This is a genomic window from Streptomyces microflavus, from assembly GCF_014650075.1.
Taxonomy (GTDB): Bacteria; Actinomycetota; Actinomycetes; order Streptomycetales; family Streptomycetaceae; genus Streptomyces; species Streptomyces microflavus.
This window is the reverse complement of record NZ_BMUG01000008.1, coordinates 78,242-93,677: the sequence shown is the minus strand read 5'-3', so window position 1 is coordinate 93,677 and position 15,436 is coordinate 78,242. Positions and strand designations below refer to the sequence as shown.

Here is a 15,436-nt window from a genome sequence, read left to right as displayed (position 1 = left end):
CGGAGCTCAGGATGCCCAGTGCCCCGGCCTCCGCAGACCGGCCGGGATCGTGGTCGCCGCATCGCCCCGGGCCGCGTTGAGCTGCGGCTGGGTGAGGAAGAGGGCACCCGTCAGATCGGCACCGCACAGGTTCGCGTCGCGCATGTCCGCGCCGATCAGGTCCGTGTCGCGCAGATCGGCGCCCGAGAGGTCGGCGGCGATCAGGCAGGCGCCGCGCAGGGTGGCCCCGCGCAGCTTCGCGCCGCGCAGCCGGGCGCCGAAGAGGTCGGCGCCCCGGTGGTTCTTCTTCTTGCCGGGGACGGCGGCGCGGGCGAGCTCACCGGCGCGCAAGAGGTGGGCGTTCACCTCCGCGCGGAGGGCCGGCACGTCGACGGCGAGGAGGGTCTCGGCGCTGCCCCGGGTCAGTGCGTCGAGCCTGTCGTAGGCGCGGCGCAGCTCGCCGTGGGCCGCCTTCGCCGCCGGCAGGTCCAGGGCCTCGGCCGTGTACCGCAGCAGCTCGTGCAGCTGCCGCACCACCGGGAAGACCTCGTACATCGTGCGGGCGGAACCCGGCTCCTCGCGCCAGCTGCGGCCCCCGAAGGTGACCTGGGAGACCTTCTGGCCCGCCCCGAAGCAGTCGAACACCGTGCAGCCCTGGTAGCCGCTCCCGCGCAGCCGCTCATGGATCCCGCAGCCGAAGTCCTCCTGGAGGTTGGAGCACGGGGTCCCCGCCGCCTTGTCCGCGGCGAAGTCCGCCGAGCGGGCGAAGGGCAGCGCCACACAGCACAGGCCGAAACAGTTCCCGCAGTCGGCCTGCAGGTCGGGGTGGCCGGTGAGCGGAAGGTGCTGGGACAAGGCGGTGGCTCTCCTGATACGGCAGGCGGGCGGGCAGAGGTGTGGTGCGCCGTCCATTGTCCTCCGGCGCCGGCGGGGTCCGGCCACGGGGGACGGCCCGGGTGAGCCGTGTCTCACCGGGCCTCCGCGACTTGTCTATGCAACGAGTTGCATAGAAGGATCGCGGTATGGCGCTCGAACACGCGATCCTCGTCTCCCTGCTGGAGAAGCCCGGCTCCGGCTATGAGCTGGCCCGGCGGTTCGAGCGGTCCATCGGCTACTTCTGGACCGCCAGCCACCAGCAGATCTACCGCGTCCTCGGCCGGATGGAAGCCGACGGCCGGCTCGTCGTCCGCGAGGTCGAGCAGCAGGGCCGGCCGGACAAGAAGGAGTACTCCGTCGCCGGCCCGGGCCGTGGTGCCCTCGCCGACTGGCTGCACAAGCCGATCGAGCCCGAGAGCCTGCGGCACGACCTCGCCGTCAAGATCCGGGGCGCCGCCTTCGACGACCCGGCCGCCCTGATCCGTGAGGTCGAGCGCCACCGCCAGGCCCACCGGGACCGCCTCGCCCACTACCTCGCCGGAGAGGCGCGCGACTTCACCGGGCCCGAGGCACCCGCGCCCCCGGACGCGGGCCAGGAGCTCCAGCACGTCGTGCTGCGCGGCGGCATCGCGTACGAGCGCATGACGATCGCCTGGCTCGACGACGTACTCGACACCCTCCACCGGCTCACCGGGCGGGCGCCGGGCCCGGCCGTCTGAACGACGGTCCGGCGCGACCTCCGTACTGCCGCGCCACCTCCGTACCACCGCGTCACTTCCGTACCACCGAAAGCACCCTCAACCCTCCCGGAAGGCGATCTCCATGGCTGAGTCCGCGTCCCTGCTCTTCAACCCGCGCACCTACGACCCCCAGCACTTCGACCCGGAGACCCGCAGGCTGCTGCGCGCCACCGTCGACTGGTTCGAGGAGCGGGGCAAGCGCCGGCTGATCGAGGACTACCGCTCCCGCGCCTGGCTGGGCGACTTCCTCGCCTTCTCCGCCAAGGAGGGCCTCTTCGCCACCTTCCTCACCCCGGCCTCCGCCGCTGGGAACGAGGACCAGCGCTGGGACACCGCCCGGATCGCCGCGCTCAACGAGATCTTCGGGTTCTACGGCCTCGACTACTGGTACGCCTGGCAGGTGACCATCCTCGGCCTCGGCCCGGTCTGGCAGAGCGAGAACGCCGACGCCCGCGCGCGGGCCGCCGAACTCCTCTCCCAGGGTGAGGTGTTCGCCTTCGGCCTCTCCGAGAAGACCCACGGCGCCGACATCTACTCCACCGACATGCTGCTGACGCCGGACAGCGACGGTGCGGGCGGCTTCCTGGCCTCCGGCTCCAAGTACTACATCGGCAACGGCAACGCGGCCGGTCTCGTCTCCGTCTTCGGCCGCCGCACCGACGTCGAGGGCCCCGACGGTTACGTCTTCTTCGCCGCCGACAGCCGCCACGAGGCGTACCACCTGGTGAAGAACGTCGTCGACTCCTCCAAGTACGTCAGCGAATTCCGCCTGACCGACTACCCGGTGGCGCCCGCCGACATCCTCCACACGGGCCGCGCCGCCTTCGACGCCGCCCTCAACACCGTCAACGTCGGCAAGTTCAACCTCTGCACCGCCTCGATCGGCATCTGCGAGCACGCGATGTACGAGGCCGTCACCCACGCGAGCAACCGCATCCTCTACGGCCGCCCCGTCACCGCCTTCCCGCACGTGCGCCGCGAGCTGACCGACGCGTACGTCCGGCTGGTGGGGATGAAGCTGTTCAGCGACCGTGCCGTCGACTACTTCCGTTCCGCCGGGCCCGACGACCGCCGCTACCTCCTTTTCAACCCGATGACGAAGATGAAGGTGACCACGGAGGGTGAAAAGGTCATCGACCTCATGTGGGACGTCATCGCCGCCAAGGGCTTCGAGAAGGACAACTACTTCGCCCAGGCCGCCATCGAGATCCGGGGCCTGCCGAAGCTGGAGGGCACGGTCCACGTCAACCTCGCCCTGATCCTGAAGTTCATGCGGAACCACCTGCTCGCCCCCGTCGACCACCCGGCCGTCCCGTCCCGGCTGGACGCGGCCGACGACGACTTCCTGTTCCGCCAGGGACCGGCCCGCGGCCTCGGCGCCGTACGCTTCCACGACTGGCGCCCCGCCTTCGACGCCTACGCCGAGGTGCCGAACGTCGCCCGCTTCCGCGAGCAGGCCGACGCCCTGTGCACCTTCGTCGAGACCGCCGCCCCCGACGAGGAGCAGAGCCGCGACCTCGACCTCCTCCTCGCCGTCGGCCAGCTCTTCGCCCTCGTCGTCCACGGCCAGCTGATCCTGGAGCAGGCCCGGCTGACCGGACTGGACCAGGAGCTGCTGGACGAGCTGTTCGCCGTTCTCGTACGCGACTTCTCCGCGCACGCCGTCGAGCTGCACGGCAAGGACTCCGCCACCGGGGCCCAGCAGGAGTGGGCGCTCGGCGCGGTCCGGCGTCCCGTGGTCGACGCGGAGCGTTCGGCGCGGGTCTGGGAGCGGGTGGAGGAGCTGTCGGGGGCGTACGAGATGGCCGAGTGAGCTGACGGTTCGCCTCAGGAAGCCGGCGTCCCTGACTTGCCCCGGCCGGTCAGGGACGCCAGGTCCGAGGCGACCTGTTCCGCCTCGGCGGCTCCGATCTCCTGGAAGAGCCGCAGGGCCAGAGCCCACCAGCGCGCGGCCCGCACCCGGTCGCCCGAGGCGAGGGCGGCGGCGCCGAGCCTGCGCAGGCTCTTCGCCTCCTGGTGGGCGCTCCCCGCTGCTCTGCTGTGACTGACCGCCTGACCGTGCGCGCGCTCGGCACTTGCCGCCTCGCCCATGCGCAACCAGAGGATCCCGAGACTGTTGAACCCCTGGGCGGCCTCCAGATGCAGCTGCAGACGCACCGCGATCTCTATCGCCTCCTCGGCATGCGCCACCGCCTCGGCGAACCGGCCCAGATCGGTCTCCACGCTCGCCATGGTCCGCAGGGTGATGCACACGTGCCGGTCGGACGCGACGCGACGGTAGTACGTGAGCGCCTCGCGCTGCTTGGCCAGGGCCTCGGCGAGCGCACCGCGTCTGCGGAGGACCGACGCGGCGTTGGCCGACGCGCCGGCCCGGCCGCGTTCGTCGCCGAGGTGGAGGAAGAGGCCATGGGCTCGTACGTAGTGTTCCTCCGCCTCGGCAAGCCGGCCGACCGCGACCAGTGCCATCCCCAGGTTGGTGCGGGTGAGCGCCTCGGCCCGGGGGTCGGCCAGCCGGAGGGCCGCTCGGAGGGCGGCCTCGTGGGTGGTGATCCAGGCGTCGAGACGCTTGGTGAAGTAGAAGTAGCCCCGGACGGCGTGGGCCAGCCGCCAGCGCCGGTCGTCGTAGCGTTCGTCGTCCGACGTGCACAGGGCCATCAGCGTGGGCAGTGCGGAGTCGAGCCACGCCAGGGCCGCGGGCGGGTCCGGCAGTTCCGGTCCGGGCATACCCGGACGGTCGAGCGGGACGCGGAACCGTAACGGCGCCACCAGGTCGTCCGCCCGGTCCGCGACAGGGAGGTAGTAGTCGTACAGCCGGGTCAGGACCGTGTCACGTTCCGGGGCGCACAGCTCACCCGCGTATGCGCGCAGCAGGTCATGGGACGCGAAGATGCCGGGGCCGGACTCGGTGAGGAGGTGCCCCCGCACCAGGGCGAGGAGGGCGGCGGAGGCCTTGTCGCGGGTGGTTCCGGTGGCGGCAGCCATGGCGAACACGTCGATGCGGTGGCCCGGATGGACGCCCAGAACGCGAAAGGCTTGGGCCGCCGGGCCTGACAGTGCGCGATAGGACCAGGAGAACACCGTACGCAGCGCGGAACCGCCATCGTTCCCGGTATCCAGGAAGTCCAGTCGGGCATGGGGTCCGGACGATCCGCCGAGGACCGCAGCGGCCTCGGAACCGCTCTCCGCAGCCCTGCCGGCCGCGATGCGCAGGGCGAGCGGCAGCCCACCGCAGTAGCGAACCAGAGCGCGGGTATGGCCCGGGTCGACCTTCGCGCGATCACCGAGCGCGGCCCCGAGCAGGGCCAGTGCGTCGGCCTCGCCCAGGCGTCGCAGCGGCAGGGAGAGCACTTGGTGATGCACTCCCAGACCGGTCAGAGCGGCCCGGCTGGTGATGATCGCCGCACAGTTCTGACCACCGGGGAGCAGCGGTCGGACCTGCTCCACCCGGGACGCGTTGTCGAGAACGACCAGCATCCGGCGCCCGGTCGTCACGGTGCGGAAGGCGGCGGCCCGTTCGGCGGTCGTCGTGAATTCGTCGGGGCGGTCCTGGCCGAGAGCCCGGAGGAAGGCGGCCAGGACATCATGGGCGGGCAGTGGTTCGTCCGGGCCGAAACCCTGAAGATCCACGTACAGTTGACCGCCCGGGAAATTCTCCCGTATCCGTCTGGCCCAGTGCACGGCCAGCGCTGTCTTGCCGATACCCGCCATGCCCGTGACCAGGGCGATGCCGCCGGCCGAGAGAGCGGCGTCCAGGGCGTCGAGTTCGTGGGCCCGCCCGACGAGCGGGCCGCTGTCCCGGGGGACCTGCTGTGGAGGAGGCGGAGTCGGGCGGGCGGAGGCGGGCGTGTGCAGGTGGACGCCCCCATGGATGACCCCGGCCTGGACGACCGGGCCGTACCCGACGTCGACGTTGTTGTCGACGCGGGACGGAGGGGGGAGCGGGGGTGGGGTGGGTGGTCTGCGGGGCGTCGGCCCTCCGGTCATGGATGCAGTGTCCCCGGGGCGGAGGACTAGGGCAACCGGCTGTTGACCTGCAGCCGGATGTCGGCGTAGCCGGCGACGTCATCGAAGGTGATGAGCTGGAAGTTTTTCGGGTGACCGGCCGTCAGCCCCGACACCAACCCCTGCGCGGCGCCGAGGATTTCCTCGTTCGTGTCGTAGAAGGTGGCATCGATGGTCATGAGGGAAACGTCCGAGCCGGCGGAGACGACCTCGCCGTAGACGATGTGGTTGCCCGAGGCGTCCGACTTGGCGACGACCTTGTCGAAGGTGATGGGCTCGGTCCGCCCGCCCGCAGGAGGGCGCTCCGCCGAGGCCGTCGCGCCCTGCGGCGTCCTACTTGGCGCGGCTGCCGTCCCCGGCGGAGAAGGCAACTCGGCGGAAGGCGGGGTCAGATCCCCCGCCGAGAGCCAGTCGGTGCCGTTCAGGTTGACCGCACAGCCGACTGCTTCCAGCCGCTTTGCCAATTTCTGTCGGCTCTGGGACGAGTCGGTCAGTCGCACCACGTACCGGCCTCCCAGGTCGCTGAGCGGGCGGACCTTGCCGAACTCGACCAGCACCGTCCGGTCGGGAAAACGGCCGAAGGCCAGCCCCGCCTCGAAGAGCACATTGGGACGGGCCTGGCCCTGCGGCGCAAGCTCCGGGTCGTCCGGTCCGTCACCTTGCTCCGGCTTCAGGTACACGACTTCGTCCGGTGTCATCAGCACCAGGATCGCCTGAGCGGCGTTCATCGCGGCGTCGAGCGCGTCGCCGATGTAGGGCGCACCCTGTCCGGTGAGCTCCAGCACCTGCGTCCATTCGATGGGATGGAGGTCGATGGCGCGCAGAAAGGCGTACAGCTCGCGCCGAGCCTTGTGGTCCCGCCCATGGAACACGATCAACATCCGGTTCCGCTGCGTCGGAAACTCCGGTGTGCGCACGTCGATGTGCACCACGGGCTCAACGCCCTCCTCGTCGCCCTGGCCGGGCAGGCGCGCGAAAGTGTTCTTGACGAAGGAGAGTTGGTACCTCCGCGGTTCCTTCATGGTCGCGGTCCGCTCCTGCAGCACCGCCAGACCGCGCATCACCCTGACGGAGACCTCGATCACGACCTCGCTCACGGTGCTCCCCGTCGGCCGCTGCACCAGGCAGCCGAGTTGATGTCCCTCGGGACGGAGGCGCTCCTCACCGTTGCCGGGTTCCAGAACCCAGGTCACACGGGACGACCCCACACCCCTGGTGGGCGCCACCCCTCCGTGCAAGGCCTGCCCCGCGCCCATGTCGTGCTTCGCCACGATGCCCGGATTGGCGAAGGTGGCCGTGACACTCACCTGCCGGTAGTGCCCCTGCTGGAGCGGTTCGAGATCGACTGGGAGGACGACATAGGAGTACTGCCAGGTGTCACGATCGACCAGTTGCGCGTACCGGGCCAGCGTGGGGCCATCGGGGCGGAAGACGTCTGCCCTGCCGAAGACGATGTGACTTGCCGGTTCCCATCGGCTGTCGGACCCGGCGACCGGGATGCTGAAGTGGAGCTCCTCGACTCCGGCAACGGCCGGTTCGGGGCTGCTGGTCATCCGGCTCTCCTCGACTGCTGGTGCAACGGGCCCGTGCAGGGTCAAGAATACGTTCATGACGGACAGACCCCTTCCGCGCAGGTACCCGTGAACAGCGGCGACGCCTACCGGGGCGACATCACTCAGCACCCGTCGTCGAAGCTGATCTTCGCTGCCTGGCAACGGAGTTCGGCCGAGCGCGGGCGCGTACCGGTGGAATGCCCACCGCCCGGGGCCGTTGCGCTCCGGTGTCGCTACCGCCATCTGACGGACCTCGCCGAGCCGTACGGGGTACCGGCCCCGGTGACCGCCGAGCTCTGGGACCGGGCGCTGCTCGCCGAGACCGAGCTCGACGATGCGGTGCACACCGGGCGCTTCGACCATGCCGCCGCGCTCTGCCGCGAACTCCTCGAAGGCCAGTACGACGAACTCACCGCCACCAACGCCCTGATCGGCTTGGGCGATGTACACCGGGCTCGCGGTGAGGTCGAGCAAGCCATTGAGCAGTACGGCATGGCGCTGCGTCGCGCGGATGCCCGCAGGTACCGTTTCGGGCGGCTGCGCGCGCTGGCCGGACTGGGTCACGTCGCGCTGAACCAGCACTCCGTCGAGCGGGCCCGAGAGATGTACGGGCATGCGGGAGAGCTGGCCCGCAGCATCGGTGATCCGCTCTACGAGGCGAACGCGCTCTTCGGCTCGGCGGAGTGTGCCGAGCGGTCGCGCGACCTGATGAGGGCGATCGAAGCCCACGAACAGGCGCACGCGCTGTACGTCGAGGCCGGCTCCGTGACGGGCCAGGCCCACGCGGCCCAGCGGATCGGCGCGCTGTACCACCGGGCCGGGCACCTCGAGATCGCCCGGACGTGGCTGGTGGTGGCCGCGAAGGCCTTCACCCGGTTCGACGACCCCGTCGGTACGGTCAACGTGCTGGAAAGCATGGGGGATCTGCTCCTCCACGTGGACGAGACGGACGAGGCCGAAGTGCGGTACCGCGCAGCGCACGAGATCGCGAGGGCGCACGGTCTCGCCTCGGCTGAGGCGCACGCGGTGCAGAACTTCGGGCGGGTGGCCCGCGCCCGTCGGGACTGGCCCGCGGCGGTGGCGCTCTTCGAGAAGGCCGCAGCCGCCTACCGGGAGGCCGGGGACCTGCTGGGGGTCTGCAACGCCCTCGCGAAGCTCGCGGAGAGCCGGGAGCGGCTGGGCGACGCGGACGGCCGGGAGCAGGCGGTACGGGACCGAGTGGCCGCCGTGTTCGCGATCGAGGAGTACCGGGCGGCCCACCACGAAGCCGCCGTGCAGGGTGAGTACCGTGAACGCTTCGGTCCGGTGTACTCGGCCGCCCTGCGTGCGGCCGTAGGGGCCGGGATGCCGGAGTCGTTCGTGGTGGTGGCCGACGGACTGGCCGGGCGGCGGCTCGCCGGTCTGGCGGCGCACCACGTCCCGGACGGGGTCACCGGTCGTCTGACCCTCTTGCAGCACTTGCTGGTCAGCAGCGATGAGCGCTGGCTCGCGCAGCGCCGCCCGCCCGGTGCGGGCGGGATGCGGCTGCCGCCCGACCTGCCCCGGCAGGAGCGCATCGCCCGGATGATCGGCAGCCTCGCGATCGGGGGAACAGTGCGCGAACCGGCGCGTACGGCGGTCGAGGACCTGCTGGCGGCGGTCTATCTGCCGCCCGCCGACGAAGGGGCGGAGCTGCTGGCCGCCGTCCCGGACCGATGCCACATGCTCCAGCTGGTGATCGATCCGGACGCCCCCCGGCTGCTGCACCGGCTCTGGCGTGACGAGCACGGTGAATGCCGGCTGGACAGCGTCGAGTTGAGCGAGGTGTGCACCACACTGCTGTCCGTGGTGCGGATCGACGGCGAGGAACGCGGCTCGCTGCGCCCTTGCGACCTGGCCGCCCTCGCTGAACTCCTCCCGGAGCGGCTGAGCCGGGCACTCGCGGCCGGTGCCGTCCCCCGGCTGCTCCTGGTCCCGGCGAGCGACCTCTGGCTGGTCCCCTGGGGTGCCGTCCCCGTCGGTCCGCGGCGCCTGCTCGGTGAGAGCGTCGAGTACGTCGTCTGCCCCTCGCTCCTCATCCAGCGCGTGCTGGCCCGGCGCGGCCCCGCCCGGCCCGTGGACGGTCCCTCGTACCTGTGGCGCAGTCCGGTGATGGAGGGCCTGAACCTCGCCGGGCTGCAGGCGGACGAACGGTGGACCTTAGACCTGCCGGCCTCCGCTCCGCAGGTCACGGCTGTTCTGGCCGCCGACGCCCACACCGTCGTCGTGTTGTGCCACGGCCGCCCGGCTGTGGGGCCCGGTCACTACCTGGAGCTGGAACCCGGCAGCTGGCTGCTGCCCGCAGACGTCCTCAGCGGGACCCCGCCGCAGCGTCTCTACCTCATCACCTGCTGGGGCGGTGGCGTCCCAGGCCAGGCCATGACCGAGCCCGTCACCATCGCGACCCTCGCCCTGGCGACGGGGTCGGTGGAGGTGCTCGCGACCGTGGGGGAGTACGGCGACACCCCGGACGGCAACGCGTTCGCCGAGTGGGTCCTGGAGCGGCTGAGCACCACCGGCACACCGCTCAGCCGTGCGGTCCATCTGGCGAGCAGGAGGATCGTGGCCCGGGAGGGCGCCTGGGAGTGGCCCCTGCGGGACTGGGCTCCGCTGCTGCCCATGGGCACCTTCCACGGCTGACGGCCGCATGTCCGCCCCGCCCGAAGGCGGCGCCGGGCCCGTCAGTCCGGGATCGTGAGCCGGCGGGTCACACGCAGCGCCGACGACAGCAGCTGGGCCCTGACCTCGCTGGTCCGGTACATCCGGTCCGAGCGGAACGAGATGCCGAGCGAACCGACCTGGTCGCCGCTGTACACCCGCACCGCGACGCACGTCGTGCCGCGCCGGTACTCCTCCCGGTCCATCGAGAGCGGGGCCATGGGCGGCGCGTCCAGCTCCCGGATCAGCTCCTCGCGGCGCGTGATCGTGTGGGACGTGAGGTCGGCCAGGGGGTGGCGGGAGAGGTAGTTGGCGCGGGCCTCCTCGTCCAGCCCGCCCAGCACGCTCTTGCCCAGGGCGGTGGCGTGTCCGGCGTCCTCGAAGCCCACCCAGAGGTCGACCCGGGGCGCCCGTGGGCTGTCGACGATCTGGAGGACCCGGATCTCGCCCTCGTCGTACAGCGTCAGGTAGGCGGCGGCGGAGAGGCCGTCGCGCAGCGAGGTCAGGAGGGGGCGGATGTGCTCCGTCCACGCCCCGATGCCGGGTCCGGTGTCAAGGGACGGGCCCTGGTCGGGCAGCGCGTACGCCCCGTCGTCCAGCTCCCTGAGATAGCCGTCCTCGGCCAGTGTCCGCAGGTGCTCCCCGGCCATGGCCGGGGGCAGCTCGGCCTCCCGGGCCAGTTGCTGGGAGGGCGCGCCCGTCGGATGTGCCCCCGCGGCCTCCAGCAACCGGAGGTCCCGCTGGACGGACACGGTTGGCTCGGGGCCGGCCTGGTCACCCATGCCACCAGCATGGACCCGGCGCCGGGGTGCGGCATCTCGTGTGCGGGGGATGCGGCGGCCGGAGCCGTGGTGCGTGCGGTGCAAAAGCGCTGCACGCACCACGGCTCCGGCGCCTCGGGTCACCCGCTCACGGTGAACGTCGGGGATGCCCCCGTGAACGGTGTGATCTTCCCCAGCAGGTTCTTCGCGTCCCCGTGGTGCACGATCCGGTAGGTGCCGGGAGCGGTGTCCGCCCCGATGGCCCAGGTGACCGTCGCCTTCGACGTACCTGTCAGGCCGTTGATCCGGGTCCAGCGGTACGTGGTCTCCCAGTCACCGTCGTCCAGGACCCGCACCCATGAGCCGCCCTCCAGCCGCTGGACCTCCAGGAAGGTGCCACCCCGGCGCACGTTGTTCTTCGGGTGTCCGGTGGCGAACTCGACGGTCGCCGTGGAGCCGCGTGCGTACGAGGAGGCCGGTGCGGTCAGGACCGCGCCGAAGGACTTGCCGAGCGGCGGGTTGTCGTACACGACGCCCGTCTGGAACGTGAACTGCCGGGCCGACTCGTCCGGCGGTGCCGTGCCCCGGCCGATCGCGGTGCCCTGGCGCAGGGAGGCCGCGACCCGCGCGTACTCCTGCTGGTAGGCGGGGAGCGTGTTGCGGCCGTAGAGCGTGGAGCCGCCCTCGTAGTTCTGGGTTTCGTACTCCTCCGGTGTCGTCACGTACTGGCTGTAGGCGTTGGCGTACCCCTGCAGCAGCACCCGCTCCAGCGGGACCCCGAGCTCCTGGGCCACGGTCCGGCGGACCCGGAGTCCGGCCGTGATCGTGAATTCGCCCGGTCCCGCCACCAGGTAGAGCTCCCCGATCTTCATGATCTGGAGGGGGAGGATCTTCGGGGTGACCGGGTGGACGTTGCTCAGCAGGCCGGTGGGGATCAGGCTCGCCTTCGGGTACTGGCAGGTCGCGAGCCACGACGGGGTGTCGATGCGCAGCGCGTCGATGATGGACGCGACCGGGGTGCGCGTGCCCTCCTCGAAGCCGGGGATCGCCGGACCGTCCTCCACGCTGCCCGCGAGCGTGGAGGCGCCCACCACGGCGGGGCAGGTGCGCTGCTCCTTCCCGTCCGTCGTGTACTCGCCGCGTACGGTGACGTTCTCCATGTCGACATAGGCGAGACGGGAGTCGACCCCTCCGGTCACCGGCCGCGCACCGGCGTACACCTCGCGGGCCTTGTCGAGCTGGCGCTCGCCGATGATGCGGGTGTTCTCGAACTCGTCCTCGGTGGGCCCCGATCCGGGCTTCAGGTTGAGGTTGGGGGACATGTCCCCGGCGTTGGTGTTGGGGAACGCGGCGACGAAACCCGGGGTGTTGTCGAGATAGCGCACGCCCTCGTGGTCGTGCTCCCAGGCGTAGGAGGCATAGCCCTTGTTGTCGGGGCTGATGAGGGTGTTCTTGTTGGTGATCGAGGTGTTGTGGGTGGCGAACCAGCTGATCGCGCCCGCGTCCTTCTCGCCCTGCCGGAACCGCAGCACGGTCATCGCCGGGTCGATCCCGTCGGGGAAGGCCGCCCGGTCGGCCGCCGGGTTGCGGTCGAAGGCCTCCCGGGAGCGGTTGACGCTGGCGTTGGTGAGGGTGCCGGTGCCCAGGCTGATGGTGCCGGGCTTCAGGTCGTCGTGGGCCTTGGCCACGGAGTCGGCGATGCCGTCGACGATCGCCCGGTAGGTGGCGCTCTGGAAGCCGAGCACGGAGAGGTTGTACGCGACGTGGTGGGAGTAGCCGCCGGGGCCCGAGTGGGTGTGGGTGGCGGAGAGCAGCACGTTCTCGTCGCCGTACAGGCTGCCGTAACGCTCCTTGAGGCGGGCGATGACGCCCTGCTGCACGGACTGGAAGATCATCGCGAGGTCGGCGTTGACGTAGACCACGCGCTTCCCGGTCGCCCGGTCCACCACGACGTACGCGCGGGACCGCTGGCGCTGGTGGATGCCGGACGTCTTCTGGTCGAAGCTGGAGTAGCCCATCGTCCCGGTCTCGGCGGCCTCCCCGGTGACATCGGCGATGCCGCGTCCGACGAGGTACTCCCCGTCGTCGGCGGCCGGTGCGGCCGATGCGGGGGAGGGGGCGCCGAGAGCCGCGGCTCCCAGAGCGGCGGCGAGTACGAGGGCGGAGAGCTTGCGGGGGGAGCGGCTGGGGGGTGGTGGCATCGGACCTCCTGGGGCGGGAGACGTGCGGGACCCCGGGGCCCGGTCGGCGGCTCACCGACATCGGAGGGACCCGGAGCGCTGCCCCGACGGTAGAGGTGTGTGACCTGCGTCGCATAGGTCTCTACCGGCCAGTAAATGAGGAATCCTCAGAAACCCTGTTCAGCCTGGTGTGTTGTGCCCTCGATGGGTGGGAATGCGCCGCTCAGGCGGCAGGCGCGATGGTCACCTTGACGTGTTTCATGATCGGCTGGTCGCTCTGGGTGCTGTAGTCGCCGAGCGCGCACAGCACGTTCATCTCGGGCATGTACCCGGCCGCGCAGCCGCGCGGAATGTCGTACGGAACGGCCAGGTAGCCGTCGAGCCGGCGCCGGCTGCCGTCCTTCGCGGTGCTCGTGATGTCGACGGGACCGAGGTCGGTGATGCCGCGCTCACGCATGTCGGCCCGGTTCATGAAGACCAGCGTGCGCAGGTTCTTGATGCCCCGGTAGCGGTCGTTGTCGGAGTAGATGGTGGTGTTCCACTGGTCGTGGGAGCGCATGGTGCCCAGCGCCAGCGTGCCTGCTGCAGGCACGACGTCGGGCAGGGCGGCGGCGGAGAACTCGGCGCGCCCCGACGGGGTGAGGAAGACCAGCTCCCGGGCGGGCTGCCTGATCCGGAAGCCCAGCGGGAGCCGTACCCGGCGGTTGAAGTCCTCGAAGCCGTCGAGGGCCTTGGCCATGGTGTCGCGGATGCGGTCGTAGTCCTCGATGTACCAGTGCCACGGCGTCGCGCTGCCGGGCAGGGCGGCGCGGGCCATCCCGGCGACGATGGCAGGCTCGGAGAGCAGGTGCGGGGATGCGGGGCGCTTCATGCCGATCGACAGATGGACCATGCTCATCGAGTCCTCGACGGAGGTGGACTGGACGCCCTTGCGCTGATGGTCCTTCTCGGTCCGGCCCAGGCACGGCAGGATGAGCGCCCCGGCGCCGTGGACGAGATGGCTCCGGTTGAGCTTGGTGCTGACCTGGACGGTGAGGTCGCAGGAGCGCAGCGCCGCGAAGGTGGCCGGGGTGTCGGGCGCCGCCATGGCGAAGTTGCCGCCCATGGCCACGAACACCTTGACCTCGCCGCGCTGCATCGCCTTGATCGTGCCGACGGTGTCCAGCCCGTGCTCGCGGGGCGGGGTGATCCCGCAGGCCTCGGTGAGCCGGTCCAGGAACGCGTCGGTGGGGCGGTGGTCGATCCCGCAGGTCCGGTTCCCCTGGACGTTGCTGTGTCCGCGTACGGGGGAGGGGCCCGCGCCCTCCCGCCCGAGGTTGCCGCGGAGCAGCAGCAGGTTGACGACCTCCCGTACGGTGTCGACGCCGTGCTCGTGCTGGGTGAGGCCCAGACACCAGCTCACGATGGAGCGGTCGGCCTCGCCGTACACCCGGGCCGCCTTCAGGATGTCGGCGCGGCTCAGCGCCGACTGGTGCTCGATCTCCTCCCACGGAGTCGCCTCGCAGAGCGCCCGGTACTCCGCGAAGCCCGTGGTGTACCGGGCGATGAACTCCTGGTCCAGCGCCTTCGGGTCGGACGCCGACTGCTCCAGGACCGCCTTCGCCATGCCCCGCAGCAGCGCCATGTCCCCGCCGATGCGCGGCTGCAGGTTCAGCGTGCTGGTCGGCGTCGACTTGAAGAGGGCCATGTCCATGAAGTCGTGCGGGACGATGGTGCGGGTGGCGGCCGCCTCCACGAGCGGGTTGATGTGGACGATCTGCGCGCCCCGCCGGTGGGCCTCGGAGAGGGCGGTGAGCATCCGGGGCGCGTTCGAGGCCGCGTTGACCCCGAGGATGAACAGCGCGTCGGCGCTCTCCCAGTCCTTGAGGTCGACCGTCCCCTTTCCCGTGCCGAGGGATGCGGTCAGGGCCCGGCCGCTGGCCTCGTGGCACATGTTGGAGCAGTCCGGCAGGTTGTTCGTGCCCAGTTCGCGGGCCATCAGCTGGTAGAGGAACGTTGCTTCGTTGCCGAGCCGGCCGGAGGTGTAGAACGCCGCCCGGTTCGGATCGTCCAGGCCGCGCAGCGCGGCGCCGACCACCTCGAACGCGTCCTTCCAGCTGATCGGCACGTAGTGGTCCGACGCGGCGTCGTAGACCATCGGCTCGGTCAGCCGGCCCTGGTTCTCCAGGTCGAAGTCGCTCCACCCGGACAACTCGGTCACCGAATGGGCGGCGAAGAACTCCCGCCCGACCCGCTTGCGGGTCATCTCCCAGGTGACGTGCTTGATCCCGTTCTCGCAGATGTCCAGGTGCAGGCCCTTGAGGTCGTCCGGCCACGCGCACCCGGGGCAGTCGAACCCGCCGTCCTCGTGGTTCATCTTCATGATGGCCCGCGGACCGTCCACCGGGGAGCGCTCGCGCGCCAGGAACCGGGTCACGCTCTCCGCCGCGCCCCAGCCGGCGGCGGGGTGGTGGTAGGGGCGGAACCGCGGCTCGCCCTCGGGGACGGGTCCGACGGTGTGCTCCGGGGGGTCCTGCTCGTCGTGGCTGGTGCTCAAGGCTCTCGACCCTTCGAGGCGGTGGACCCGGCGGACCCTCTCGACCGTGCGGGCACGGGTGGACAGAACGGACTCCCCGGCAGGCTATGCAGGGGCCCTCCCGTACGCCACTCGGCCTGCGGCGGGGTGCGGA

The 15,436-nt window shown here is 71.1% G+C and carries 9 protein-coding genes; 3 read left to right on the top strand and 6 right to left on the bottom strand.

What is annotated here, in order from left to right:
* Positions 1-6 precede the first annotated feature (6 nt).
* Positions 7-891 (bottom strand): pentapeptide repeat-containing protein, encoded by an 885-nt coding sequence (locus IE264_RS23255; protein ID WP_229887700.1) that lies wholly within the window; start codon positions 889-891, stop codon positions 7-9.
* A 110-nt stretch (positions 892-1,001) separates the two neighbouring features.
* Between IE264_RS23255 and IE264_RS23250 the strand changes: the two genes are divergently transcribed.
* A complete protein-coding gene (locus IE264_RS23250) occupies positions 1,002-1,574 on the top strand; it encodes a PadR family transcriptional regulator (protein WP_032755617.1) in 573 nt (190 codons plus the stop codon).
* Positions 1,575-1,677: 103 nt separating this feature from the next.
* On the top strand, positions 1,678-3,408 hold the full coding sequence (locus IE264_RS23245; RefSeq protein WP_032755620.1) for an acyl-CoA dehydrogenase family protein: 1,731 nt from the start codon (positions 1,678-1,680) through the stop codon (positions 3,406-3,408).
* 14 nt (positions 3,409-3,422) lie between these two features.
* Here the strand turns inward: IE264_RS23245 and IE264_RS23240 are convergent, their stop codons facing one another.
* Together IE264_RS23240 and IE264_RS23235 are read right to left on the bottom strand one after the other, a co-directional pair.
* On the bottom strand, positions 3,423-5,579 hold the full coding sequence (locus IE264_RS23240; RefSeq protein ID WP_190167687.1) for a tetratricopeptide repeat protein: 2,157 nt from the start codon (positions 5,577-5,579) through the stop codon (positions 3,423-3,425).
* Positions 5,580-5,605: 26 nt separating this feature from the next.
* Positions 5,606-7,150 carry a TIR domain-containing protein gene (locus tag IE264_RS23235; RefSeq protein ID WP_051822019.1) on the bottom strand — a complete coding sequence of 515 codons (1,545 nt, stop codon included), beginning with the start codon at positions 7,148-7,150 and terminating at the stop codon, positions 5,606-5,608.
* Between the two features lie 87 nt (positions 7,151-7,237).
* On the opposite strand from IE264_RS23235, the gene IE264_RS23230 reads away from it, so the two are divergent.
* The gene (locus tag IE264_RS23230; RefSeq protein WP_032759831.1) at positions 7,238-9,808 is read left to right on the top strand and encodes a tetratricopeptide repeat protein; all 2,571 of its coding nucleotides are present in this window, start codon (positions 7,238-7,240) and stop codon (positions 9,806-9,808) included.
* 41 nt (positions 9,809-9,849) lie between these two features.
* On the opposite strand, the gene IE264_RS23225 is transcribed toward IE264_RS23230, so the two are convergent.
* From IE264_RS23225 to IE264_RS23215, 3 genes are all read right to left on the bottom strand, one after another.
* The gene (locus IE264_RS23225; RefSeq protein ID WP_032759829.1) at positions 9,850-10,608 is read right to left on the bottom strand and encodes an IclR family transcriptional regulator; all 759 of its coding nucleotides are present in this window, start codon (positions 10,606-10,608) and stop codon (positions 9,850-9,852) included.
* A 119-nt stretch (positions 10,609-10,727) separates the two neighbouring features.
* Entirely contained in the window at positions 10,728-12,788 is a 2,061-nt protein-coding gene (locus tag IE264_RS23220) for a neutral/alkaline ceramidase (RefSeq protein ID WP_032759828.1), read from the bottom strand.
* A 202-nt stretch (positions 12,789-12,990) separates the two neighbouring features.
* Positions 12,991-15,303: an FdhF/YdeP family oxidoreductase gene (locus tag IE264_RS23215; RefSeq protein ID WP_032759826.1), complete on the bottom strand. Its 2,313-nt coding sequence runs from the start codon at positions 15,301-15,303 to the stop codon at positions 12,991-12,993.
* Between the last annotated feature and the right edge of the window lie 133 nt (positions 15,304-15,436).

Bases quoted from the DNA above. Each gene is read 5' to 3' on its own strand.
- IE264_RS23225 (WP_032759829.1), bottom strand. From the start codon at position 10,608: ATGGGTGACCAGGCCGGCCCCGAGCCAACCGTGTCCGTCCAGCGGGAC.
- IE264_RS23220 (WP_032759828.1), bottom strand. From the start codon at position 12,788: ATGCCACCACCCCCCAGCCGCTCCCCCCGCAAGCTCTCCGCCCTCGTA.
- IE264_RS23250 (WP_032755617.1), top strand. From the start codon at position 1,002: ATGGCGCTCGAACACGCGATCCTCGTCTCCCTGCTGGAGAAGCCCGGC.
- IE264_RS23240 (WP_190167687.1), bottom strand. From the start codon at position 5,579: ATGACCGGAGGGCCGACGCCCCGCAGACCACCCACCCCACCCCCGCTC.
- IE264_RS23245 (WP_032755620.1), top strand. From the start codon at position 1,678: ATGGCTGAGTCCGCGTCCCTGCTCTTCAACCCGCGCACCTACGACCCC.
- IE264_RS23255 (WP_229887700.1), bottom strand. From the start codon at position 891: ATGGACGGCGCACCACACCTCTGCCCGCCCGCCTGCCGTATCAGGAGA.
- IE264_RS23235 (WP_051822019.1), bottom strand. From the start codon at position 7,150: ATGACCAGCAGCCCCGAACCGGCCGTTGCCGGAGTCGAGGAGCTCCAC.